This window comes from Aquibacillus kalidii, assembly GCF_014280935.1.
Lineage (GTDB): Bacteria > Bacillota > Bacilli > Bacillales > Amphibacillaceae > Aquibacillus_D > Aquibacillus_D kalidii.
In genome coordinates, this window is sequence record NZ_JACLZI010000015.1 from 1 (window position 1) to 21,437 (window position 21,437).

At 37.3% G+C, this 21,437-nt stretch carries 34 protein-coding genes; 2 read left to right on the plus strand and 32 right to left on the minus strand.

Annotated elements, in window-relative coordinates:
• Nucleotides 1-422: 422 nt before the first annotated feature.
• Nucleotides 423-647: a hypothetical protein gene (locus tag H7K77_RS02450; protein ID WP_186576132.1), complete on the minus strand. Its 225-nt coding sequence runs from the start codon at nt 645-647 to the stop codon at nt 423-425.
• 134 nt (nt 648-781) lie between these two features.
• Here H7K77_RS02450 and pdaB point away from each other — a divergent pair, with 134 nt between their 5' ends.
• Complete coding sequence (gene pdaB, locus H7K77_RS02455) at nt 782-1,543, plus strand: polysaccharide deacetylase family sporulation protein PdaB (protein ID WP_186576133.1); 762 nt, start codon at nt 782-784, stop codon at nt 1,541-1,543.
• A 41-nt stretch (nt 1,544-1,584) separates the two neighbouring features.
• Here the strand turns inward: pdaB and H7K77_RS02460 are convergent, their stop codons facing one another.
• The gene (locus H7K77_RS02460; protein ID WP_186576134.1) at nt 1,585-2,181 is read right to left on the minus strand and encodes a KinB-signaling pathway activation protein; all 597 of its coding nucleotides are present in this window, start codon (nt 2,179-2,181) and stop codon (nt 1,585-1,587) included.
• 151 nt (nt 2,182-2,332) lie between these two features.
• Here H7K77_RS02460 and gerD point away from each other — a divergent pair, with 151 nt between their 5' ends.
• On the plus strand, nt 2,333-2,962 hold the full coding sequence (gerD, locus tag H7K77_RS02465; RefSeq protein ID WP_186576135.1) for a spore germination lipoprotein GerD: 630 nt from the start codon (nt 2,333-2,335) through the stop codon (nt 2,960-2,962).
• A 54-nt stretch (nt 2,963-3,016) separates the two neighbouring features.
• Here gerD and H7K77_RS02470 read toward each other — a convergent pair whose 3' ends face one another.
• The 30 genes from H7K77_RS02470 to rpsQ all read right to left on the minus strand — a co-directional run bounded on the left by H7K77_RS02470 (nt 3,017) and on the right by rpsQ (nt 21,436).
• On the minus strand, nt 3,017-4,030 hold the full coding sequence (locus tag H7K77_RS02470) for an Mrp/NBP35 family ATP-binding protein (protein WP_235988815.1): 1,014 nt from the start codon (nt 4,028-4,030) through the stop codon (nt 3,017-3,019).
• Nucleotides 4,031-4,159: 129 nt separating this feature from the next.
• Nucleotides 4,160-4,888, minus strand: coding sequence for an N-acetylmuramoyl-L-alanine amidase CwlD (cwlD, locus tag H7K77_RS02475; protein WP_186576137.1), 729 nt, complete (start codon nt 4,886-4,888; stop codon nt 4,160-4,162).
• A 122-nt stretch (nt 4,889-5,010) separates the two neighbouring features.
• On the minus strand, nt 5,011-5,940 hold the full coding sequence (locus H7K77_RS02480) for a methyl-accepting chemotaxis protein (protein ID WP_222599179.1): 930 nt from the start codon (nt 5,938-5,940) through the stop codon (nt 5,011-5,013).
• Between the two features lie 686 nt (nt 5,941-6,626).
• Nucleotides 6,627-7,019, minus strand: a complete 393-nt coding sequence (gene rpsI / locus H7K77_RS02485) for a 30S ribosomal protein S9 (protein ID WP_186576138.1) — start codon at nt 7,017-7,019, stop codon at nt 6,627-6,629.
• Nucleotides 7,020-7,038: 19 nt separating this feature from the next.
• On the minus strand, nt 7,039-7,476 hold the full coding sequence (gene rplM / locus H7K77_RS02490; protein WP_186576139.1) for a 50S ribosomal protein L13: 438 nt from the start codon (nt 7,474-7,476) through the stop codon (nt 7,039-7,041).
• 232 nt (nt 7,477-7,708) lie between these two features.
• Nucleotides 7,709-8,467, minus strand: a complete 759-nt coding sequence (gene truA / locus H7K77_RS02495; RefSeq protein WP_186576140.1) for a tRNA pseudouridine(38-40) synthase TruA — start codon at nt 8,465-8,467, stop codon at nt 7,709-7,711.
• Nucleotides 8,468-8,479: 12 nt separating this feature from the next.
• Nucleotides 8,480-9,277 (minus strand): energy-coupling factor transporter transmembrane component T family protein, encoded by a 798-nt coding sequence (locus H7K77_RS02500; protein WP_186576141.1) that lies wholly within the window; start codon nt 9,275-9,277, stop codon nt 8,480-8,482.
• Nucleotides 9,270-10,142, minus strand: a complete 873-nt coding sequence (locus H7K77_RS02505; protein WP_186576142.1) for an energy-coupling factor ABC transporter ATP-binding protein — start codon at nt 10,140-10,142, stop codon at nt 9,270-9,272. Before H7K77_RS02505 ends, H7K77_RS02500 begins: the two co-directional genes overlap by 8 nt.
• A complete protein-coding gene (locus H7K77_RS02510; protein ID WP_186576143.1) occupies nt 10,118-10,957 on the minus strand; it encodes an energy-coupling factor ABC transporter ATP-binding protein in 840 nt (279 codons plus the stop codon). The genes H7K77_RS02505 and H7K77_RS02510 overlap by 25 nt, the downstream gene beginning before the upstream one ends.
• Nucleotides 10,958-11,268: 311 nt before the next feature.
• Nucleotides 11,269-11,622, minus strand: a complete 354-nt coding sequence (gene rplQ, locus H7K77_RS02515) for a 50S ribosomal protein L17 (protein ID WP_186576144.1) — start codon at nt 11,620-11,622, stop codon at nt 11,269-11,271.
• 45 nt (nt 11,623-11,667) lie between these two features.
• Entirely contained in the window at nt 11,668-12,612 is a 945-nt protein-coding gene (locus H7K77_RS02520) for a DNA-directed RNA polymerase subunit alpha (RefSeq protein ID WP_186576196.1), read from the minus strand.
• 214 nt (nt 12,613-12,826) lie between these two features.
• Nucleotides 12,827-13,216, minus strand: a complete 390-nt coding sequence (rpsK, locus tag H7K77_RS02525; RefSeq protein ID WP_186576145.1) for a 30S ribosomal protein S11 — start codon at nt 13,214-13,216, stop codon at nt 12,827-12,829.
• Nucleotides 13,217-13,238: 22 nt separating this feature from the next.
• Nucleotides 13,239-13,604 carry a 30S ribosomal protein S13 gene (gene rpsM, locus H7K77_RS02530; RefSeq protein ID WP_186576146.1) on the minus strand — a complete coding sequence of 122 codons (366 nt, stop codon included), beginning with the start codon at nt 13,602-13,604 and terminating at the stop codon, nt 13,239-13,241.
• A 24-nt stretch (nt 13,605-13,628) separates the two neighbouring features.
• Nucleotides 13,629-13,742: a 50S ribosomal protein L36 gene (rpmJ, locus tag H7K77_RS02535; RefSeq protein ID WP_003156543.1), complete on the minus strand. Its 114-nt coding sequence runs from the start codon at nt 13,740-13,742 to the stop codon at nt 13,629-13,631.
• Between the two features lie 35 nt (nt 13,743-13,777).
• Nucleotides 13,778-13,996, minus strand: a complete 219-nt coding sequence (infA, locus tag H7K77_RS02540) for a translation initiation factor IF-1 (RefSeq protein WP_003464670.1) — start codon at nt 13,994-13,996, stop codon at nt 13,778-13,780.
• A complete protein-coding gene (locus H7K77_RS02545; protein ID WP_186576147.1) occupies nt 13,974-14,309 on the minus strand; it encodes a KOW domain-containing RNA-binding protein in 336 nt (111 codons plus the stop codon). Before H7K77_RS02545 ends, infA begins: the two co-directional genes overlap by 23 nt.
• 16 nt (nt 14,310-14,325) lie before the next feature.
• Nucleotides 14,326-15,072: a type I methionyl aminopeptidase gene (gene map / locus H7K77_RS02550; protein WP_186576148.1), complete on the minus strand. Its 747-nt coding sequence runs from the start codon at nt 15,070-15,072 to the stop codon at nt 14,326-14,328.
• Complete coding sequence (locus H7K77_RS02555) at nt 15,072-15,722, minus strand: adenylate kinase (protein ID WP_186576149.1); 651 nt, start codon at nt 15,720-15,722, stop codon at nt 15,072-15,074. Before H7K77_RS02555 ends, map begins: the two co-directional genes overlap by 1 nt.
• A 39-nt stretch (nt 15,723-15,761) precedes the next feature.
• Complete coding sequence (gene secY / locus H7K77_RS02560; RefSeq protein ID WP_186576150.1) at nt 15,762-17,057, minus strand: preprotein translocase subunit SecY; 1,296 nt, start codon at nt 17,055-17,057, stop codon at nt 15,762-15,764.
• Nucleotides 17,057-17,494, minus strand: coding sequence for a 50S ribosomal protein L15 (rplO, locus tag H7K77_RS02565; protein WP_186576151.1), 438 nt, complete (start codon nt 17,492-17,494; stop codon nt 17,057-17,059). Before rplO ends, secY begins: the two co-directional genes overlap by 1 nt.
• Before the next feature lie 31 nt (nt 17,495-17,525).
• The gene (gene rpmD / locus H7K77_RS02570; RefSeq protein WP_186576152.1) at nt 17,526-17,708 is read right to left on the minus strand and encodes a 50S ribosomal protein L30; all 183 of its coding nucleotides are present in this window, start codon (nt 17,706-17,708) and stop codon (nt 17,526-17,528) included.
• A gap of 12 nt (nt 17,709-17,720) precedes the next feature.
• Complete coding sequence (gene rpsE / locus H7K77_RS02575) at nt 17,721-18,224, minus strand: 30S ribosomal protein S5 (protein ID WP_186576153.1); 504 nt, start codon at nt 18,222-18,224, stop codon at nt 17,721-17,723.
• Nucleotides 18,225-18,245: 21 nt separating this feature from the next.
• Nucleotides 18,246-18,608 (minus strand): 50S ribosomal protein L18, encoded by a 363-nt coding sequence (rplR, locus tag H7K77_RS02580; RefSeq protein ID WP_186576154.1) that lies wholly within the window; start codon nt 18,606-18,608, stop codon nt 18,246-18,248.
• A gap of 31 nt (nt 18,609-18,639) precedes the next feature.
• A complete protein-coding gene (rplF, locus tag H7K77_RS02585; protein WP_186576155.1) occupies nt 18,640-19,176 on the minus strand; it encodes a 50S ribosomal protein L6 in 537 nt (178 codons plus the stop codon).
• A gap of 30 nt (nt 19,177-19,206) precedes the next feature.
• A complete protein-coding gene (rpsH, locus tag H7K77_RS02590) occupies nt 19,207-19,605 on the minus strand; it encodes a 30S ribosomal protein S8 (protein WP_186576156.1) in 399 nt (132 codons plus the stop codon).
• A 29-nt stretch (nt 19,606-19,634) separates the two neighbouring features.
• Nucleotides 19,635-19,820, minus strand: a complete 186-nt coding sequence (locus H7K77_RS02595) for a type Z 30S ribosomal protein S14 (protein WP_143891650.1) — start codon at nt 19,818-19,820, stop codon at nt 19,635-19,637.
• Nucleotides 19,821-19,848: 28 nt separating this feature from the next.
• Nucleotides 19,849-20,388 carry a 50S ribosomal protein L5 gene (rplE, locus tag H7K77_RS02600; RefSeq protein WP_186576157.1) on the minus strand — a complete coding sequence of 180 codons (540 nt, stop codon included), beginning with the start codon at nt 20,386-20,388 and terminating at the stop codon, nt 19,849-19,851.
• A gap of 26 nt (nt 20,389-20,414) precedes the next feature.
• A complete protein-coding gene (gene rplX, locus H7K77_RS02605; protein WP_186576158.1) occupies nt 20,415-20,726 on the minus strand; it encodes a 50S ribosomal protein L24 in 312 nt (103 codons plus the stop codon).
• Between the two features lie 35 nt (nt 20,727-20,761).
• The gene (gene rplN / locus H7K77_RS02610; RefSeq protein WP_186576159.1) at nt 20,762-21,130 is read right to left on the minus strand and encodes a 50S ribosomal protein L14; all 369 of its coding nucleotides are present in this window, start codon (nt 21,128-21,130) and stop codon (nt 20,762-20,764) included.
• A 42-nt stretch (nt 21,131-21,172) separates the two neighbouring features.
• Nucleotides 21,173-21,436 (minus strand): 30S ribosomal protein S17, encoded by a 264-nt coding sequence (gene rpsQ / locus H7K77_RS02615; RefSeq protein WP_186576160.1) that lies wholly within the window; start codon nt 21,434-21,436, stop codon nt 21,173-21,175.
• Between the last annotated feature and the right edge of the window lies 1 nt (nt 21,437).

Sequence of the window (21,437 nt, forward strand, 5' to 3'; positions counted from 1 at the left end):
TATTAGGCACGCCGCCAGCGTTCGTCCTGAGCCAAGATCAAACTCTCCATAAAGTGTTTGCTTGCTCTAAAACTTGACTAGCTTGTTTCTTACTTTGACATAATGATTGTTTTGTTCAGTTTTCAAAGATCAATATCGTCGTTGTTAATCGACAGCTTTAACATTATAACAAGCATAAATTATTAAGTCAACGACTTTTTTTGTTTGCGTTAATTTTTCTCACAAAAACGACTTTACTAATGTAACATATAAAAATATTCAGAGTCAATAAAAAGTTAATAATTATTTTTAATAATTACTGACAACAAAAAATAATATAGCATATCCCTTTCTCTATGACAAGAGGAAATATAGAAAAAAATAAATATATACTATATCTCAATCATATAAAGAAGACATAGTATATATTTTGTTTACATGTATTAAGATTGGTTTTCTATTTTTCTCGGTATGTATTTCATACATTCCTTTTCACTAGCAACACGTCGGAATAACTGGAATAATAACTTATACCGTTCTTTCATCGCCCTCTTAACCATTTGGTCAATTCTATTGTCTTCTAAATCTAAAAGTAATTCCTCTAACTCACGTTTTATTAGATATTGTATTTCTTTCTGCTCTATATCGTTTACTAGCATCCCAATCACGATATCACTCCTATTTAAAAGTACTCTCTTATCCTAACCATATTCCTCATTTTTATTAGTCTTAAAACTAAATCATTAATCATAATGGTGATTTCTAATCATAAAATATAGCAAGTCCAAAAGGAGGAGGAGTAATGCAGCACTTTTTTGTGGTGAAATTAAAAAAATGGAAAAGTTGGGGAATGGTCCTTACAGTTGCACTTTTTACAGCTGTGTTTTTATTAGTTGAAACACAAAGTTCACTATCTGTATTTTCCAGTAAGGAAAACCCTGCAGCACTAAGTAAGGGAAATGAAAAAGAACCAAACATAGCTTTAACCTTTAATATTTCTTGGGGAAATGAAATGGTAACACCCATTTTAGAAAAGCTAAAAAAGCATGATGTACAAGCTACCTTTTTCATAGCAGGGGAATGGGTAGAGCGGCACCCGGAAGAACTAAAGAATATTGAAGAAAATGGACATGAAATTGGGATGATGGGTTACCGCTATAAAAGCTATTTAAAGCAAGAACCGGAACAAATCAAAAAGGATCTAGCTATGGCGAGAGACATATTTGGCAAATCGGGATATGAGGATATAAAGCTACTAAGAACACCAAGCGGTCACATTAATAAAGATATACTTGCTATAGCCGAAAACAGAGGTTTTGATGTTATTAATTGGAATGTAAATCCAGAGGATTGGAAAAATCCAGGAGAACAAGTAATCATAGATAGAGTTATGAAAAACACTTCAAATGGTGATATTATTCTTCTGCATGCATCAGATTCTGTTAAACAAACACCAGATGCCCTCGATACCATTTTACCAGCACTTAAAAACAAAGGATTTAATATGGTCGGTGTATCTGAACTAATCTCAAGTGCTGATTCAAAGTCAAAAGAAGTACAATAACGAAAAGACAGCCTCTCTTTTTAGGAGTAAGCTGTCTTTTTTTACTTGCTTGTACTATTAGTATTTATTAGTCTATGTAGTATTAATAATTGATAAGTATTACATATTAACAATGGTACGATCATTAACCAGACATAGTCTCCACCACTGACACGTAAACCTGGAACCCATTCAATGGACGTTACAACCATCATAAAAAAAAGTGCTGGAATAAACGCTCCTTTATTGGTCTCTCTGGATTTTATAGTTGCTATCACCCAGCTATATGCAAACAACGCTACAGCAACAATGATAAATATTATTAAGGATGAGCCAGCTTGTTTATACCGAAAATAAATGAGATCAAATAGTGCAAACCCAATTAATACGATTTGTATCGGTCCCCAAAAACCCTTAAACATACCAAGCCCAAATTGGTTTATGGTTAAGTAAGCAAAAAAACCCATCTGGCTTATTAAACTAAATACAAATCCATATGTTATAAAAAATAAGACAATACCTAAAATCTCACCTAGATCGAACGGTTGAAGATACTCTTTATAGGTCCCTGCCTTAACAAAAAAACTGGTTATTAAGGTAGAAACTGCACCAATTAATAGCGTACTCAAGAACAGACGAACAACATTACGACTTTTCACAAAAAAAATCCTCCTACGTGATTCTCCATTATGATTCTTATCCTTTTGGTATTTTATCATGAATATAAGTTTTTTTCCCCATTATTGTCATACATAATTTTTCTCTTGCTTCTCATATTAAAAATAAGAAGAAAGGAAAGGAGTAGGTACAATGTCAAGGTTATTCCCAGTGATTCTTATATGTTTCTCCTTTCTATTACTGACCTCTTGTGGTGGAGGCGGTACAACAAGTGGAGAAGAAGTGAATTATGATTCCGTAAAAAAAATGGTTACTGATATATTAAAAACAGACGAAGGAAAAAAAGCAATTACAGATGTACTTACTGATGATGAAATGCAAAAGACATTTGTTTTAGAGTCTAAATTAGTGAAGGATTCTGTCGCGGAGGCACTTACTGGTGATAAAGGGAAAGAGTATTGGAAAAAGATGTTTGATGATCCTAAGTTTGTTGAATCTTTCGGTAAGACTCTACAAAAACAACAGGAAGATGTTATAAAAGGGTTAATGAGCGACTCAGAGTATCAGAAAAAGATGCTTGAACTACTTGAAAATCCAGAAATGGAAGATCAAATGCTTAGTGTACTTAAAGGGCAAAAGTTTCGGGAACATCTAGAAAAAACAATTCAAGAAACATTGGATTCTCCAATGTTTAAGGCTCAAATGACTGAGATAATATTAAATGCCGCAAAAGAAATGCAATCGACAGAAGGCTCCGGTGGCGAAGCTGAATCTGGCGGAGGCGGAGAATCTGGTGGCGATAAAAAAAGTGGCAAGTCATAAATATTTCTGTTACTTAACAAAAAGAGAGCTTACCATTTGGCAAGCTCTCTTTTTCTATTCCTCAAAATTTGCAATGACTTTAGCCGCTATCCTCTTATACTCTTGTCCATTTGGATGATCTTCCTGGTAGACAGACGGTGCAAAAACACCCTCTTCTTCATAGGGTTGCTGTAGAGAAAGTTGACCAATCACCTTCGTTTGAAGGGCTTCTGCCAGTTTATCTCCGCCACCTTTTCCGAATACATATTCTCTATCACCAGTTAATTTACTTTCAAAATAAGACATATTTTCTACAACGCCCAGGATCTCATGGTCTGTTGTCAAAGCCATTTGGCCTGCACGAGCCGCAACAAAAGCTGCAGTTGGATGAGGAGTTGTAACAATTACCTCTTTTGAGGAAGGAATCATATTATGGACATCTAACGCAACATCCCCTGTACCTGGTGGCAAATCAAGTAAAAGGTAATCTAGTTCGCCCCATTCTACTTCCTTAAAAAAGCTCGTCAACATTTTACCCAATCTAGGTCCCCGCCAAATTACAGGTGAGTTATCTTCAACAAAGAAACCCATTGACATAATTTTCACGCCAAACCTCTCAACTGGAATAATCCGATTTCCCTTTAATGCTGGTCTTTCCTCTACTCCCATCATATCAGGTACACTAAATCCATAAATATCAGCATCAATAATACCGACTTTTTTTCCTAACCTAGCTAAGGCTACGGCAAGGTTCACTGTAACAGTTGATTTACCAACTCCGCCCTTACCACTCGCAACAGCGACAAAGTTTGTTTTACCTCCATCTTCAAGTAAAGATGTATCCTTTTCACTTGTAGGCTGAAACTTTGCAATTGTTTCATCAGGTAATTGCGTAAACCGAAGTCCAACTGTAACAGCACCATGACTTTTTAATACATTTACTAATTCTTGCTGTAATTGCATTTGTTCTGCTGTATTCGTTTTTCCTATTGCTAGTTTGACACTGATATGGTTCTTTTCTTCTTTAACCGTTACTTCTTCAATACCATTCGTTTCATGAAATGTTCTATGTAGAAATGGATCCTTCATCTGTTTTAATAGATCAATTGCCTCTTGTTTAGTTAGCAAGATATGTTCACCATCCTTAGTTTTTGTACAAGTCTTAATGATAGTATAACATATCTTCACATTTCCCATGTGATGGAGCACACACGTCGATTACTTTTCTGCCTGCTCTTCCTCAAGCCCCTCTGTTACATAGCGCATAATACCTTCATACATACTTCCAGCCATTTTTCGTTGATACTCGTTTGTTTTTAACAATTCACGTTCATGTTCATTAGATAAAAAGCCAATTTCAACTAAAGCACCAGGTATTTCCGCATTTTTTAATAAATACATCCCATTAATGGCGAGTGCTTCACGGTTTGTATTTTCTAGGTTCCTTTTGATTTCTGACTGGATCATTTTTGCAAGTTTTTCACTCTTTTCAAGAGATGGGTAATAAAATGTTTGCGCACCGCTCCATTCTTTGGCAGGTAGTGCATTAAGATGAACACTTAAGAAAAAGTCAGCTTCTTTCTCTTTAATAAAATCTAATCTTTTTCGTAAATCTTCTGCTTTTCTCCTAGCCAAGCCTTTCGTATCCCCACTTGCTAGATCACGATCCTCTTCCCGAGTTAAAAAAACCAAAGCGCCAGACTGTTGCAAATAGTCTCTTAATAATTTAGAAACATCTAGCGCAATATCTTTTTCCAACGTATTGTCAGCGCCAACTGCTCCTCCATCTGGGCCTCCATGACCAGGATCTAGAACAATTACTTTCCCAGCAAGCGGAAGTGACCACGACTCCCATGAATCTGTTGATTTCTGAATAGGATATTGAATAAGAACTACTAATAAAATAGCACCGATTATCCATGATGCAATTTTTACAGAGCGATTCATATGTGCTCTCCCCCCATATATATTCCTATCAACACTATATGGGACAAGTAGGGGTTTTATTCCTTCCAACACGTTAAAAGAGTAGCTTAATGTGTTATGGAACACACTATAAGCTACTCTTTTTATATAATTCCTTTAAACGCTTTAGCCTGTGCCTCTAATTGCTGTGACGCACCTCCGATTCCAATGAAATCCTCCAGCGCTTTATTAATAAGTTCACTACTTGTTGTAATACCTTCTTGTGAGCGCTGCGTCACATCACTGATCTTCTTAACCTCACTTGTAATTCCCTCTACATGGGAATTAACCTCTTTTATAGAATCCTGAACTCTTGTGGCAAGCTTTCTAACTTCATTGGCAACCACATTAAACCCCCTACCATGTTCACCAGCTCTAGCAGCCTCTATGCCAGCATTAAGAGCCAATAGGTTTGTCTGAGCAGCTATTTCTTTAATTGTTCTAACTATGTCCTCTATCGATACCGCTTGTTTTTCTAAAGATTTTAGTATTTGTAAGTTTTCCTCTGATTGAGCCACTAACTGCTCTATCGATGAAGAAACCTCTTCACTTCTTGTTATACCCTCATCAGCACGACTACGAAGTTCTTCAGACATTTGTTGTAATTCATTCGTTCCAGAAATCATAGCATTTTCCCGTTCAGTTATATCTGTTGCCACTTTAATTACAGCTTCCACTTTTCCAAGTTCGTTATAGATAGGAGTATAAGTAGCCTCGAGCCATATTAACCGACCAGTTTTAGTAACACGTTGAATTTTCTCCTGAAAACTTTTCCCGTTACGTAAATTTGCCCAAAGTTCCTCATATTCTCTACTTGAAGCAAATTCATTTGTACAAAACTGTCTATGTTTAAGTCCTGGCATTTCTGCCACTGTATATTCCACTGTATCTGCAAAATTTTTGTTTGCCCATAACACATTTCCTTGTGGGTCAAATTCAATAATAGCTAGTGAAGTTTCGATTGCTGCTAATACTGCATTCTCATTTAATACTTGAGTACTTGTTGGAATTGTATTTCTAAGTTTAGTAATCAATTTTTTTCCTCTTTTCTAATATCTCGAAACTAGTATATTTGACTGTACTTTCCATTTATTATTAAACCTAACAGGTAACTCTCATAAATTTTATTATATATTACCTCTAAATAAAAATCGACATCTTTCTACAAAAAATGCATAGGTTCAATTATTAAAAAGTTACAAATGAATATCAATAGCATGGGGCAAGAATTATCTATACTTATCCGATTTATATATACCCTATTACCTATAGAGCTAAACCTAAATATAACAGATTTATAAATTTTATTTACTTAATAAAAATTTTCTATTTAAGATATAGCGAATTCACTTACTCCATAAATTGATATTTGGATAACGCATTACTTTCATGATAGATTCACTGGGTTAGAACCACATATATGAGGACTTTTGAAAAGCAGTTCATTCTTTGAGTTTTGGTTTAGCGTCCGATTAACTCATTATGTAATGGGGGGTCTAAAGGTGGTAACACTCAATATGAACAAAAGCTCTGAACGCCAGTTAGCTACAAATAGACTGGATTGCGCCATAGGAGATAAAGGCAAAACAATAATCGAAGTGAGAAGAGGGAATTCTTGCTAGTTGCTGGCACTTGAAGCTGACGAGGCTGATTTTGTCATTTCCTATACTACAAAAAAAGCCCCCAACCATATGGTTGAGAGCTTTTGTAAAACAAAGATTTAACGTTTTGAGAACTGTGGTGCACGACGTGCGCCTTTAAGACCGTATTTTTTACGTTCTTTCATACGAGCGTCACGAGTTAGGTATCCTTCACGCTTTAATGCTGCGCGGTATTCTGGATCTGCTTCTAACAATGCACGAGCAACACCATGACGAATTGCACCAGCTTGACCAGTGAATCCACCACCTGATACGTTAACTAGTACATCGTAGCTACCCTCTGTTTCAGTAATAGCTAAGGGTTGTTTAATGATTGTACGAAGTGTTTCATATGGGAAGTAATCTTCCGCATCACGTTTATTTACAACGATACGTCCAGTACCTGGAACTAAACGTACACGTGCAGTTGAACTTTTACGGCGTCCGGTACCGTAGTATTGTACTTGTGCCACTATGTTAACCTCCTTTTAATTATCCGCGAAGTTCGATAACTTCTGGTTTTTGTGCTTGATGATTATGTTCAGAGCCTCTAAATACGTGTAATTTTTTACCCATTTTACGGCCAAGACTTCCTTTTGGAAGCATACCTTTAACTGTAAGTTCAAGCATTTGCTCAGGGTATTTTGTACGCATTTCTAAAGCAGTACGTTCTTTTAATCCACCTGGGTGGTTTGAATGACGGTAATATTTCTTGTCATTTAATTTGTTACCAGTTAATTCAATTTTTTCAGCATTGATGATTATTACGTGATCACCAGTGTCTACATGCGGTGTGTATGTTGGTTTATGCTTTCCACGAAGAATTGAAGCTACTTCGCTCGCTAAACGACCTAACGTTTGACCTTCAGCATCCACAACAAGCCACTTGCGTTCAATATTATTTTCATTTGCCATGAAAGTTGTGCGCATGATCAGTTACCCTCCTGTATATCAATTATCCATAAAATTTAATGTTCTTTAATTGTGCTATACCCTTGATATAGCGAGACGACCTATATTCTAACACGAATTAACTTTCCGGGGCTAATCGTGGTATAGAAATAAAATGCCATAAATCATCATATAACACCTGGAACCTAATGTCAATAGAATGTAACACCTGGATGCGTTGTTTTTTACAAATTAATGGTGGTAAGTTCTTCTAAATACTATCTTTATCATTAGGATAGACAACATTCCATAAATACAAACCTTGTGGTGGTGCAGTTTTACCTGCCTTTTTTCTATCCTTTGCTTCGATAATGTTCACCATATCTTGTGGAGATAGCTTTTCTCTTCCAACCTCTATCATCGTACCTACTAATATACGAACCATATTATACAAAAAACCACTACCCTTAAATGTAAAGGTAACCTTGTCCCCAACCTCTGTGCAAGTTGCATGATAAATCGTACGTATCTTATCTCCTTTTACATTCGTATTAGCAGCGCAGAACGAAGTAAAATCATGCTCTCCCACAACATACTGACAAGCATCACTCATTGCTTGTATATTAAGAGATTCATGAATAGCATAGACATAGTTTCTTAAAAAAATATCCTTTTCTGCCGTATGAATGATATAGCGGTACTCTTTTTCAACTACATCAAAGCGTGCATGAAACTGTTGATCAACTAAGAACGCTTCTTTTACATATATATCTTCTGGCATTAAAGCATTTAAAGCCCTCTTCCAGTTCTCATTAGGTATATTTAAGTGACTATCAAAGTGTACCACTTGCCCCTTAGCGTGGACTTTAGCATCCGTCCTTCCTGATGCTACAACTCTTACAACTAGTCCTTTATGTATTTTTACCAGGGCCTTTTCTATTTCTTCCTGTACCGTGCGCCCATTAGGTTGTATTTGATATCCCGAAAAATTGGTACCGTCATAGCTAATGACAGCTCTGATTCGATTCATTTGTTTTTCACCTTACTTTCTAGTAACAAATAAAGCCACGATAATAAGTATGAAACAAAGGAGAGCAACCCAATCTAGAGGTCCTACTTTTAATTCACGTAATTTAGTACGGCCCTCTCCACCTTGATAACCTCTTGCTTCCATAGCCATTGCTAATTCCTCAGCACGTTTAAAGGCACTAATAAACAAAGGTACAAGTAATGGAACAACAGCTTGTATTCTTTCCTTTATAGGACCAGTTTTAAAGTCTACTCCCCTGGAAGCTTGTGCTTTAGATATTTTTTCTGTTTCTTGTAGTAATGTTGGTATAAATCGTAATGAGATAGACATCATTAAAGCTAGTTCATGCACCGGAAACTTAATCTTTTTAAGTGGGTGCAACAAGTTTTCAATCGCATCTGTTATTTCTATAGGACTAGTTGTTAAGGTGAGTAATGATGTGACTAAAATTAACAGAAAAAAACGTAAAGAAATGGCTGTACCCTGTATAATGGCACCTGTATATATTGGATAAGTAAAAACCCGAAATAACACTTCTCCATCCTTTGTTACCAATAAGTGTAGTAAAAAGGTAAAAAGGATAAGGAACCAGACTGGTGTTAATCCCTTGATAATATAGGAGACTTTAATTCTAGTTGCAAGGGCACTGCCAACAGAAAAAAGAGTCAAAATGCCATAGCTTAGTAAAGAATTAGCAAAAAATATAAAAAAAACGAAGAAAAAGATAATGGTAATTTTAGTTCTCGGGTCGAGTCGATGGATGAAAGAACTACCAGGGACATACTGGCCTATTATTAACATATTATTCATTATTAGTAAGCCCCTTTAATTGGTTGGTTAATTCAGACGCTAACTGTTTTATACTTTGGTTCGAGTACGTTATTTCTCCCTCAAACCTCTCTTTAAATTCATGAAGAAATTGAATCACTTCGGGGACATCCAATTGTACTTTACTTAAAGCATCTTTATTTGCAAAAACTTCAGTAGGTGTACCCTCCATATATTTTTTACCTTTATTTAAGATAATTACATGGTCTGCATATTTTAGAGCATCCTCCATACTATGAGTAACGAGTATTGTCGTTAATTTCTTTTGCTTATGTAATTGGTAGAACATATCCATCATGTCCTGCTGCCCTCGTGGATCTAGTCCTGCTGTTGGTTCATCTAACACAAGTAACTCAGGGTTAACAGCTAACACCCCTGCAATAGCAACACGTCGCATCTGTCCACCACTTAAGTCGAAGGGGGATCTTTCCAATAGATCGTTTGGTAATTGGACTGCCGTACATGCCTGCTGAATACGTTCCATAATTTCATTATCGCCTATCCCGAAATTTTTTGGACCAAACCCAATATCTTTTGCAACTGTTTCTTCAAATAACTGATGTTCTGGATATTGAAAAACAATCCCTACTTTACTCCTTAGCTCTTTTAAATTCTTTGGTTTATCAGAGGCAGACAAATTAAAATTCCCTATAGAGATGCTTCCACTAGTTGGGCGAATTAATCCGTTAAGATGTTGAATTATAGTAGATTTCCCTGAACCAGTATGTCCTATAATAGCAACAAAGGATCCAGATTTCACTGAGAAAGATAAGTCTTCAATAGCCCTATGCTCAAAGGGGGTGTTATATTGATAGACATAGCTTACATTTTTGAATGATATATCCATAGTTCCTCCAGTAATTCATCATGATTTAATGGGGTTTTATTGATTGGAATCCCTAATTCAATAAATTCCTTGGCGAGCTTTGCAACAAATGGTATATCTAACCCAATCTGTTTCAAATCTTTTTCCTTTGCAAAAAGGGCTCTCGGGGTGGTCTCTGCCCATACGCTTCCATTGTTCATCACAATGACTTTATCAGCGTAACCAATTTCATTAAGGTCATGGGTGATCGTCACAAGCATTAACCTTTCCTGATTTCTAACGCTATTAATTACCTGTAAAATGTCAAACCGACCTTTTGGATCAAGCATAGCTGTAGCTTCATCAAGGATTATTAAATTGGGAGATATCGCTAATACACTTGCAATAGCAACACGCTGTTTTTGACCACCAGATAGACGATGTGGTTCATGATTAATATATTCGGACATACCGACAGCCTTTAGGCTCTCATCAATACGTCTTATCATAATTTCCCTTGGAATCCCACGGTTTTCTAAGCCAAAGGCTACATCATCTTTAACAGTAGTTCCTACAAACTGATTATCAGGATTCTGAAACACCATCCCTACACTTTTTCGTACATCCCAGATGGTTTCTTCATTTATTATTAAACCATTAACAATAATTTCTCCTTCTTGCGGGAAAAGTAATCCATTCATAAGTTTAGCAATAGTAGACTTACCCGATCCATTATGACCAATGATTGCTACCCATTTATCTGATTGAATTTGAAAACTAACATTTTTCAGCACCCATGGTTGGTCATCACCGTACCGGAATGACACATTACGGAATTCTACAAAGCTATTGCTCAAATGATCCATCCTCCAGTATGACAACAATTTTGCTATTTCCCAGGTAATAGCACATTTTTAAGACTAAGAATCTAACTCTTCATCAACATAAATCTACAATTACTCCCGTTTAATTCAGGAATGGCCTCAAATTGCTTTACATATGTATTTCAATTCATATTAATTCATTATCCTATTTTATCATAGGAAGTAATACATACAAATAATCTCGTGTAAGTTGGAATTGCTAGCATTTAATTTTGGGCAAATAAAAAAGGGCTTGGATTCACCTCATGGAAGAGATTCAGTCCTGCCCTTCAAGCCACTAAATTTTATACAAGTTCAATAATCGCCATTTCTGCTCCATCACCACGACGTGGTCCTAATTTAAGAACACGTGTATAACCGCCTTGACGCTCATCATATCGAGCTGCGATGTCACTAAAAAGTTTTTGAACTGCATCTTCATTCTCGTTAGCTTCTGCATTATATAGAAATGCTGCAGCTTGACGACGAGCATGAAGATCACCACGTTTACCAAGAGTAATCATTTTATCGACTACAGAACGAAGCTCTTTTGCTTTAGCTTCAGTAGTTTCTAGTCTTTCATGAATAATTAAGTCTGTGGCAAGGCCTCTTAGTAGCGCCATACGTTTATCAGTTGTACGACCTAATTTTCTAGCCATGGATTATCCCTCCCTTTTTCGGAATATCTAAAGGTGTCTGATGTATCAATCGTCTTTACGCAATCCTAGTCCTAAATCTTCAAGTTTATGTTTTACTTCTTCAAGAGATTTACGTCCCAAGTTACGTACCTTCATCATATCTTCTTCTGACTTATGAGCAAGTTCTTGAACTGTGTTAATTCCTGCACGTTTCAAACAGTTATAAGAACGTACTGATAAATCTAGTTCTTCGATAGTCATCTCAAGAACTTTTTCTTTCTGATCTTCTTCTTTTTCAATCATGATTTCCGCATTTTGAGCTTCGTCAGTTAAACTCACGAATATATTCAAATGCTCCGTGTAGATTTTCGCACCTAATGAAACAGCTTCTTCTGGTCTTATGCTGCCATCTGTCCAAACATCTAGTGTTAGTTTATCAAAGTTAGTAATTTGTCCTACACGGGTATTTTCTACTTGATAAGTAACCTTAGAAACTGGAGTGAAGATAGAATCAACAGGAATAACACCGATCGGCTGATCATCGTGGTTGTTAGCATCTGCTGGTCGATATCCTCGACCACGTTCAGCGGTAATTTTCATCCTAAGCTGTGCATTTGCTCCTAATGTAGCAATGTGGAGGCTAGGGTTTAAGACTTCTACGTCACTATCGAAAGTAATGTCCGCAGCAGTCACTTTGCCTTCTCCTTGCACATCTATCTCTAAAGTTTTCTCTTCTTCTGAGTAAATTTTAAGAGCTAGTTTCTTAAGATTTAAAATGATAGTTGTTACATCCTCTACCACACCTTCGATAGTAGAGAACTCATGTAATGCCCCATCAATTTGTACCGATGTCACAGCAGCGCCAGGAAGTGAGGATAGTAGTATACGACGTAGGGAGTTTCCTAGTGTCGTTCCATAACCACGTTCTAGTGGTTCTACAACAAACTTACCAAATGTAGCATCATCACTTACCTCTACCGTTTCAATCTTTGGTTTTTCAATTTCGATCATCAATAAAACCCTCCTTCAAAACGTCGAAACCCCGGTTAGACTCATGTCTAACCGAAATCCCTCAGGTAGGCAGTTCCCGTTTCTGCACTATGCAATATCGTATTCTTCTGTCATATGCGATGCTGTCTTTAGAGTTTCAAAACGTTAGGCCTAAACCATACTTTTAGCTATCATAACCCATTATAGACAGGCTGACAAATTATATACGGACAATTTATACTCTACGACGTTTTGGTGGGCGACAACCATTGTGAGGAACTGGTGTTACGTCACGAATGGCAGTAACTTCTAAACCTGCAGCTTGAAGTGAACGGATTGCAGCTTCACGTCCAGCACCAGGACCTTTAACAGTTACTTCTAATGTTTTTAACCCATGTTCCTGTGCAGATTTTGCAGCAGCTTCTGCAGCCATCTGTGCAGCAAATGGAGTAGATTTACGAGAACCTTTGAAACCAAGTGAACCAGCACTGCTCCAACTTACAGCATTCCCTTGAACATCAGTGATCGTAACAATTGTGTTATTAAAAGTTGAGCGAATGTGAGCAATACCAGTATCGATATTCTTTTTCACCTTACGCTTACGCGTGTTTGTTCTACGAGCCATTGTTTAACTAACCTCCTTTAGCTTATTTTTTCTTGTTAGCCATAGTCTTACGTGGACCTTTACGAGTACGAGAGTTGTTCTTTGTCTTTTGTCCTCTTACAGGAAGACCTCTACGATGACGAACTCCACGATATGAGCCAATTTCGATTAGACGTTTAATGTTTAAAGAAACTTCACGGCGAAGGTCACCTTCTACAGTGAATTTCTCTACTTGTTGACGGATTTTAGCTAATTCATCTTCTGTTAAATCGCGAACGCGAGTATCTTCAGAAACACCAGCTTCTTTTAAGATCTCTTGTGCTGTAGTTCTCCCAATTCCATATACATATGTTAAGGAAATTACAACACGTTTATCACGAGGAATATCTACACCAGAAATACGTGCCATTTAAGTCGTGCACCTCCTTATATATTAACCTTGTTTTTGTTTATGCTTAGGGTTTTCGCAAATCACCATAACTTTTCCTTTACGGCGAATAACCTTACACTTTTCGCATATTGGTTTTACAGATGGTCTTACCTTCATCTCATCCATACCTCCTCTTGTATCGGAGCATTCATTTATTTGTATCGGTACGTAATACGCCCTCTTGTTAAATCATATGGAGAAAGTTCAACCGTAACTTTGTCACCAGGTAAAATTCTAATAAAGTGCATTCGAATTTTTCCAGAGACATGCGCTAAAACGGTGTGACCATTCTCTAATTCAACTTTAAACATTGCATTAGGTAACGTGTCAGTGACAGTACCTTCTACTTCAATTGCATCGTCTTTCGCCATCGAGTTGATCTCCCTTCTTCAAATCAGTCACTACTTCATTGACAAATTTAGATATAGCAAAACGCAACTTTCCATTTGTTACGCGACCAGTTTCTAGAAGGCTGTTTTGGACTTCCGGAGAAATGTACTCCATTGGCTCAATATGATGTAAATTCTTTTTCTTTGGTCGATCATATTTTCGTTTTTCTCCATCGGCAAGCAAGACAAATCGATCATCAATGAGATCAATGACAATTGCAAATTGACCTGCTTCACGTCCTTGTAAGATTCGAACAACTTGACCTATTCGCGGACTCGACTCCGTATCATTCAACCACGATCACCTTCACTTAGGCTATTGTTAAGATCTGATAACCTTCTTCTGTGATAGCAATAGTATGTTCAAAGTGAGCACACATTTTACCATCTTGGGTGACTACCGTCCAATTATCTGCAAGTGTTTTTACATAACGTTTCCCTGCATTTACCATCGGTTCGATGGCTAAAACCATGCCAGGCTTCAACAGTGGTCCTTTATTAGGAGGACCGTAATGAGGAATTGTTGGATCCTCATGGAGTTCTTTACCAACACCATGACCAGCATATTCCCTAACAATACTAAACCCTTGCTTTTCTACATACTGCTGAATAGCATGAGATATATTTGAAAGGCGTACACCTGGTTTCGCTTCATCAAGACCCTTATATAAAGATTCTTCAGTAACTTGTAGCAAATGTTCAGTACTGTTGTCAATGATACCAACAGGATAAGTCCATGCAGAATCACCATGATATCCCTTGTACTTAGCACCAATATCAATACTGATAATATCACCGTCATTTAAACGACGGTTTCCAGGAATACCATGGACAAGCTCTTCATTAACGGAAGCGCAAATACTACCACGAAATCCATTATAACCTTTAAACGAAGGAATTGCATCCATACTACGAATGAAATTCTCAGCAATGTTATCCAATTCCTTTGTTGTAATACCCGGTTCGATATGTTTCTTTAATTCCTGATGGGTTAAAGCAACAATCTTCCCTGCATTCTGCATAACTTCAATTTCGCGTGGCGTTTTGCAAATAATCATTAAGCTAATTCTCCAAGTTTGTCATCGATATCCTGAAATACCTTTGAAATTTCCTGTGAACCATTTATGGAGACAAGATATCCTTTGTCACGGTAGAAGTCTAACATCGGTTGTGTTTGTTCAAGGTTAACCTCAAGACGCTTGGAAACTGTTTCAGGCTGATCATCTTTCCTTTGGATCAACGTTGCACCATCTTTATCGCAGATCCCCTCTTGTTTAGGAGGATTATAGATTACATGGTATGTTGCACCACAGTCAGGACAGATTCGTCTTCCTGTTAAACGTTTAACCAGATCATCCTTAGGAACATCTACATGAAGAACATAATCAAGTGATTGTTCCATATCTGTTAGAAGGTCTTCAAGAGCTTGTGCCTGTGCTACTGTTCTTGGAAAGCCATCTAACAGGAAACCTTTTTTACAATCATCTTTACTTAATCTTTCTCTAACAATACCAATTGTGACCTCATCCGGAACTAGTTCACCTTTATCCATAAAACTTTTAGCTTTGTTACCGAGTTCCGTTCCTTCTTTAATAGCTAAACGGAACATATCTCCTGTTGAGATATGAGGGATCTGATATTTTTCTACTATCTTTTCAGCCTGCGTACCTTTTCCAGCACCAGGAAGACCCATTAAGATTAAATTCACCGAATTTCCCCTCGCTCTCTTTCTCATCAAACAAACTGTCTATTTAATAAAACCTTTGTAGTGACGCTTAACCAATTGACTTTCTAGTTGTTTCATTGTTTGTAGAGCAACACCTACAACAATTAATAAACTAGTTCCACCAATTTGGATTGCTTGAGGCAGATTTGCAAGGCTACCCAATATTAACGGTAAGACAGCCACTGCTGCTAGAAAAATCGATCCAACAAATGTTAAACGGTACATTACACGAGTAAGATACGTTTCTGTATTTTTTCCTGGTCTTATCCCTGGAATATATCCACCTTGCTTCTTTAAGTTCTCTGCCATTTGTTCAGGATTTACTTGAACAAATGTATAGAAGTAAGTAAATGCTACGATTAACGCTACATAGATTACCATGCCGATTGGTTTTGTATAGTCAAAGATGTTCCCAATAGTTTGGGCAAATTCATTTGTATCAAAAAAACCAGCAACAGTTCTAGGAGCTATAATAAACGATACTGCAAAGATTACTGGAATAACCCCTGCTGCATTTACTTTTAAAGGTAAATGGGTTGAATGACCACCTACTGGAGAACGGTTAACTACCTTTTTAGCATATTGTACTGGTATTTTACGTAGTGCTTGCTGGATAAAAATAACTCCAACAATAACAGCTAATACTAACAATGCAATTAACGCAACAATAACAATGTTAATAAATAAGTCATCACCAACACCATCGCCAAAATACTGTACAAATATTTGGTTTACTCCATTAGGGATCGCTGATACGATACCCGCAAAAATCAGAATTGAAATACCATTTCCAACACCATGCGCAGTAATTTGTTCACCTAACCACATTAAGAATGCAGTCCCACTAGTTAAAACTAGTGCAATTACAATAAATTTACCAACACCTGGGTTCTCAATTAACTGGCCACCTGTCATCGCGTTAAAACCTACTGACATTGCACTCGCTTGTATAAGTGCAAGGACAATCGTGGCATAACGTGTGAACTGTGCAAGTTTACGACGTCCAACCTCGCCTTGTTTTTTCCATTCAGAAAACTTTTGTACAACATCCATCTGCAATAATTGCATGATGATGGAGGCAGTGATATACGGCATAATCCCCATCGCAAAAATAGAAAAGTTCTTTAATGCCCCGCCTCCGAATGTATTTAAAAAGCCAAAAACACTTTGTTGATTTATAATGTCAAGCGCTTGACGATTAGCAAAAGGTACTGGAATAAAAGTACCTAGCCTAAACACGATTAACATTAATAATGTAAAGACGATCTTATTTCTAATATCAGCCACACGCACAAAATTGGAGATTGCACGGAACATTAAATCACCTCAGTTTGACCGCCCGCTGCCTCAATTGCTTCTTTTGCAGAAGCAGAGAATTTGTGAGCTTTTACGGTAAGTTTCTTTTCAACATTTCCATTTCCAAGAACTTTAACTCCTGCTTTTAACTTGCTAACAATACCAGTTTCAAGTAAAAGCTCAGGTGTAACTTCTGTGCCTTCTTCAAAGTTGTTTAATACTTCTAAATTTACAATCGCAAATTCTTTACGATTAATATTCGTAAAACCACGTTTTGGTAAACGTTGGAATAAAGGCATTTGACCACCTTCAAAACCAGGACGAACTCCTCCACCAGAACGAGAGTTTTGACCTTTATGACCGCGACCAGATGTCTTACCATTACCTGAAGACGTTCCACGACCTACACGATTACGCTGTTTACGAGCTTGTGATGGCTTCAATTCATGAAGTTTCATGTGTGAGCACCTCCTCTTTGCGCTTTATGATTTATACTTCTTTAACCTCTACTAAATGTGATACTTTGTTAATCATGCCTCGCACGACAGGAGTATCTTCACGGACTACTGATTGACGAATTTTATTTAGACCAAGTGTTTTAACAGTAGCTTTCTGAACTTCAGATCTACCAATAACACTGCGCGTGAGGGTAATTTCTAACTGTTTAGCCATATGATTTCCCTCCTATCCTAACAATTCTTCTACTGACTTTCCACGAAGTTTTGCAACTTCTTCAGCACGTTTAAGATCACCAAGTCCATTAATAGTTGCACGAACCATGTTAATTGGTGTATTTGAACCTAAAGATTTAGATAAAATGTCACCTACACCTGCAAGTTCAAGTACAGCACGAACTGGTCCACCTGCAATAACTCCAGTACCTTCAGAAGCAGGTTTTAACAAAATGCTTCCAGCACCGAATCCACCAGTGATTTCGTGTGGGATAGTCGTACCTACGATAGGTACATTAATTAGATTTTTCTTAGCATCATCTATTGCTTTTTTAATTGCATCTGGAACTTCTTGTGCTTTACCAGTACCAAATCCAACGTGACCATTTTTATCACCAACTACTACAAGAGCAGCAAAGCGGAAACGACGTCCACCTTTAACAACCTTTGCAACACGGTTAATAGTTACAACGCGTTCTTCTAGATCCAATTTATTCGGGTCAATGTTTGTACGCAATATATGTCCCTCCTTTAACGATTAAAATTCTAGACCTGCCTCGCGGGCAGCATCTGCTAAAGCTTTCACACGTCCATGGTATAAATATCCACCACGGTCAAATACCACGATTTTGTGTCCATTTTCTTGCGCACGAGTTGCAAGAAGTGCACCAACTTTTTGAGCTGCTTCGATATTTCCAGTAGAATCAAGATTGAATTCTTTATCCATAGTAGAAGCACTTGCCAAAGTCTTTTTATTTATATCATCTATTAGTTGTGCATAGATATGTTTATTTGAACGAAATACGTTTAGACGAGGACGTTCCGCAGTACCAAATAGGTTTTTACGAACACGCATATGTCTTTTCTTACGTACAAGATTTTTGTCAGGCTTTGTGATCATCTAAGTCACTCCTTTCTATTCCTAACTAACCTTACTTAGCTGTTTTACCTTCTTTACGACGAACATGTTCGCCTTCATAACGGATACCTTTACCTTTATACGGCTCTGGTGGACGAATAGCTCTAATGTTTGCTGCAACAGCACCCACTGCCTCTTTATCGATACCTTTAACAACTAATCTAGTGTTAGATGGTACTTCGATTTCGATTCCGTCACGGTGTTCTACTTCAACTGGGTGAGAATAACCAGCGCTGATAATAACTTTGTTACCTTGCTTAGTTGCACGGTAACCTACACCTTGGATCTCAAGTGCTTTTTCGAATCCTTTGTGTACACCCTCTACCATATTACCGATAATGCTACGAGTAGTTCCGTGTAAAGCACGGTGAAGTTTATTATCACTTGGACGTTCAACAGTTAGAACGTTATCTTCGATTTTAATAGTCATATCTTCGTGGAACTTACGAGTAAGTTCACCTTTAGGTCCCTTAACCGTTACAGTGTTTTGATCAAGTTTGATTTCTACACCTTGAGGGATTTCAAGAATACTTTTTCCTATACGAGACATTTAAGAGCACCTCCTATCTGTAAATGTTGATTACCAAATGTATGCAAGCACTTCGCCGCCGATAGCTTGCTCACGTGCTTCTTTGTCAGACAATACACCTTTTGATGTAGAAACGATTGCAATACCAAGTCCGTTTAGTACTTTTGGAAGCTCATCAGCTTTAGCATAAACGCGTAATCCTGGTTTACTAATACGTTTTAAACCTGTAATTACTCTCTCTTCGTTTGTACCGTATTTTAAGAAAATACGTAGTACACCTTGCTTACTATCTTCTATAAATTCATAATCACGAACAAAACCTTCACGTTTTAAAATATCCGCAATTTCTTTTTTAACTTTTGAAGCAGGTAGTTCTAACTTCTCATGGCGTACCATGTTTGCATTACGAATTCGTGTAAGCATATCTGCGATTGGATCTGTCATAACCATTAATCATTACCTCCTTCCCTAAACGGGGTTTACCAGCTTGCTTTTTTGACACCAGGAATTTGACCTTTATAGGCAAGTTCACGGAAACAAATACGGCAAAGTTTAAATTTACGTAATACAGAATGAGGACGACCACATCTTTCACAACGTGTGTATTCTTGTACTTTAAATTTTTGCGGACGTTTTTGTTTCGCAATCATTGATTTCTTAGCCACAATTTTCCCTCCTTGTTAGCTTTAACGCTTATTTTTGGAAAGGCATGCCAAGTTGTGTTAACAGTTCACTAGCTTCTTCATCAGTATTTGCTGTTGTAACAATTACGATGTCCATACCACGAACTTTGTTTACTTGGTCATAATTTATTTCTGGGAAAATCAATTGTTCTTTTACACCCAATGTATAGTTACCACGACCATCAAATGCTTTTTTAGATACACCACGGAAGTCACGTACACGTGGTAGTGATACATCTACAAGCTTTTGTAGGAACTCATACATACGTTCACCACGAAGGGTTACTTTAGCGCCGATAGGCATTCCTTCACGTAAACGGAATCCAGCAATTGATTTTTTTGCTTTTGTAATTAAAGGTTGCTGACCAGAGATTAGTGCTAATTCTTCTACAGCAGTATCTAATGCTTTAGAGTTTTGCACTGCATCACCAACACCCATATTAATAACGATTTTTTCTACCTTTGGTACTTCCATAACAGAATCATAGTTGAATTTTTCAACTAATGATGAAACGATTTCGCTTTGATATTTTTGTTTCAATGCGTTCATCGAGTAGCCCTCCTTTCGTCGCTAATTTATTTATCTAACGCTTGACCGGATTTTTTAGCGATACGAACTTTCTTTCCGTCACGTACTTCATATCCAACTCTTGTTGGTTCGCCAGATTTCGGATCAATTGGCAAAACATTAGAAACATGAATAGGTGCTTCTTGGTTAAGAATTCCACCTTGTGGGTTATCTTGAGAAGGTTTAGCGTGTTTTTTAACAACATTAACACCTTCTACTAGAATTCGTTCTTTCTTTGGATAAGCTACAAGAACTGTCCCTTGTTTACCTTTATCCTTACCAGAGATCACCTGAACTTTGTCACCTTTTTTCACATGCATGCTAGACGCACCTCCTTACACTTCTTAACGTGCCTTTATAGTACTTCTGGAGCTAGAGATACGATTTTCATAAACTTCGCATCACGTAATTCACGTGCTACCGGCCCAAAGATACGAGTACCTCTTGGACTTTTATCATCACGAATAATTACTGCTGCATTTTCATCAAATTTGATGTAAGATCCATCTTTGCGTCGCACTCCACTTTTTGTACGAACAACTACAGCCTTAACAACTTCACCTTTTTTGACAACGCCACCTGGTGTTGCTTGTTTAACCGTACACACGATTACATCACCAATATTTGCAGTTTTACGCCCAGAACCACCTAGTACTTTAATTGTTAGTACTTCACGTGCTCCAGAGTTATCTGCAACTTTCAAACGAGTCTCTTGTTGTATCATACCACTGTACCCTCCCTTCGGAATAAATCCGAGCGAACTTTATTAAATAATTACTGCTTCCTCTACTACTTCAACTAGGCGAAAACGCTTAGTAGCTGATAGCGGACGAGTTTCCATGATACGAACGATATCACCAGTTTTTGCCTGGTTGTTTTCATCATGAGCTTTAAATTTCTTTGAATACTTAACACGTTTACCATAAAGTTTATGGAATTTATACGTTTCAACTAGAACTGTGATGGTTTTATCCATTTTGTCTGATACTACACGACCAGTATAGACTTTACGATTGTTACGTTCACTCATT

Coding starts and splice junctions, on each gene's coding strand:
- pdaB (WP_186576133.1), top strand. CDS start 782: ATGCAGCACTTTTTTGTGGTGAAATTAAAAAAATGGAAAAGTTGGGGA.
- gerD (WP_186576135.1), top strand. CDS start 2,333: ATGTCAAGGTTATTCCCAGTGATTCTTATATGTTTCTCCTTTCTATTA.
- H7K77_RS02470 (WP_235988815.1), bottom strand. CDS start 4,030: ATGAAGGATCCATTTCTACATAGAACATTTCATGAAACGAATGGTATT.
- cwlD (WP_186576137.1), bottom strand. CDS start 4,888: ATGAATCGCTCTGTAAAAATTGCATCATGGATAATCGGTGCTATTTTA.
- rplM (WP_186576139.1), bottom strand. CDS start 7,476: ATGCGCACAACTTTCATGGCAAATGAAAATAATATTGAACGCAAGTGG.
- truA (WP_186576140.1), bottom strand. CDS start 8,467: ATGAATCGAATCAGAGCTGTCATTAGCTATGACGGTACCAATTTTTCG.
- H7K77_RS02500 (WP_186576141.1), bottom strand. CDS start 9,277: ATGAATAATATGTTAATAATAGGCCAGTATGTCCCTGGTAGTTCTTTC.
- H7K77_RS02505 (WP_186576142.1), bottom strand. CDS start 10,142: ATGGATATATCATTCAAAAATGTAAGCTATGTCTATCAATATAACACC.
- rplQ (WP_186576144.1), bottom strand. CDS start 11,622: ATGGCTAGAAAATTAGGTCGTACAACTGATAAACGTATGGCGCTACTA.
- H7K77_RS02520 (WP_186576196.1), bottom strand. CDS start 12,612: ATGATCGAAATTGAAAAACCAAAGATTGAAACGGTAGAGGTAAGTGAT.
- rpsK (WP_186576145.1), bottom strand. CDS start 13,216: ATGGCTCGTAGAACAAACACGCGTAAGCGTAAGGTGAAAAAGAATATC.
- rpsM (WP_186576146.1), bottom strand. CDS start 13,604: ATGGCACGTATTTCTGGTGTAGATATTCCTCGTGATAAACGTGTTGTA.
- rpmJ (WP_003156543.1), bottom strand. CDS start 13,742: ATGAAGGTAAGACCATCTGTAAAACCAATATGCGAAAAGTGTAAGGTT.
- infA (WP_003464670.1), bottom strand. CDS start 13,996: ATGGCGAAAGACGATGCAATTGAAGTAGAAGGTACTGTCACTGACACG.
- map (WP_186576148.1), bottom strand. CDS start 15,072: ATGATTATTTGCAAAACGCCACGCGAAATTGAAGTTATGCAGAATGCA.
- secY (WP_186576150.1), bottom strand. CDS start 17,057: ATGTTCCGTGCAATCTCCAATTTTGTGCGTGTGGCTGATATTAGAAAT.
- rplO (WP_186576151.1), bottom strand. CDS start 17,494: ATGAAACTTCATGAATTGAAGCCATCACAAGCTCGTAAACAGCGTAAT.
- rpmD (WP_186576152.1), bottom strand. CDS start 17,708: ATGGCTAAACAGTTAGAAATTACCCTCACGCGCAGTGTTATTGGTAGA.
- rplR (WP_186576154.1), bottom strand. CDS start 18,608: ATGATCACAAAGCCTGACAAAAATCTTGTACGTAAGAAAAGACATATG.
- rplF (WP_186576155.1), bottom strand. CDS start 19,176: ATGTCTCGTATAGGAAAAAGTATTCTTGAAATCCCTCAAGGTGTAGAA.
- rpsH (WP_186576156.1), bottom strand. CDS start 19,605: ATGGTTATGACAGATCCAATCGCAGATATGCTTACACGAATTCGTAAT.
- rplE (WP_186576157.1), bottom strand. CDS start 20,388: ATGAACGCATTGAAACAAAAATATCAAAGCGAAATCGTTTCATCATTA.
- rplX (WP_186576158.1), bottom strand. CDS start 20,726: ATGCATGTGAAAAAAGGTGACAAAGTTCAGGTGATCTCTGGTAAGGAT.
- rplN (WP_186576159.1), bottom strand. CDS start 21,130: ATGATACAACAAGAGACTCGTTTGAAAGTTGCAGATAACTCTGGAGCA.
- rpsQ (WP_186576160.1), bottom strand. CDS start 21,436: ATGAGTGAACGTAACAATCGTAAAGTCTATACTGGTCGTGTAGTATCA.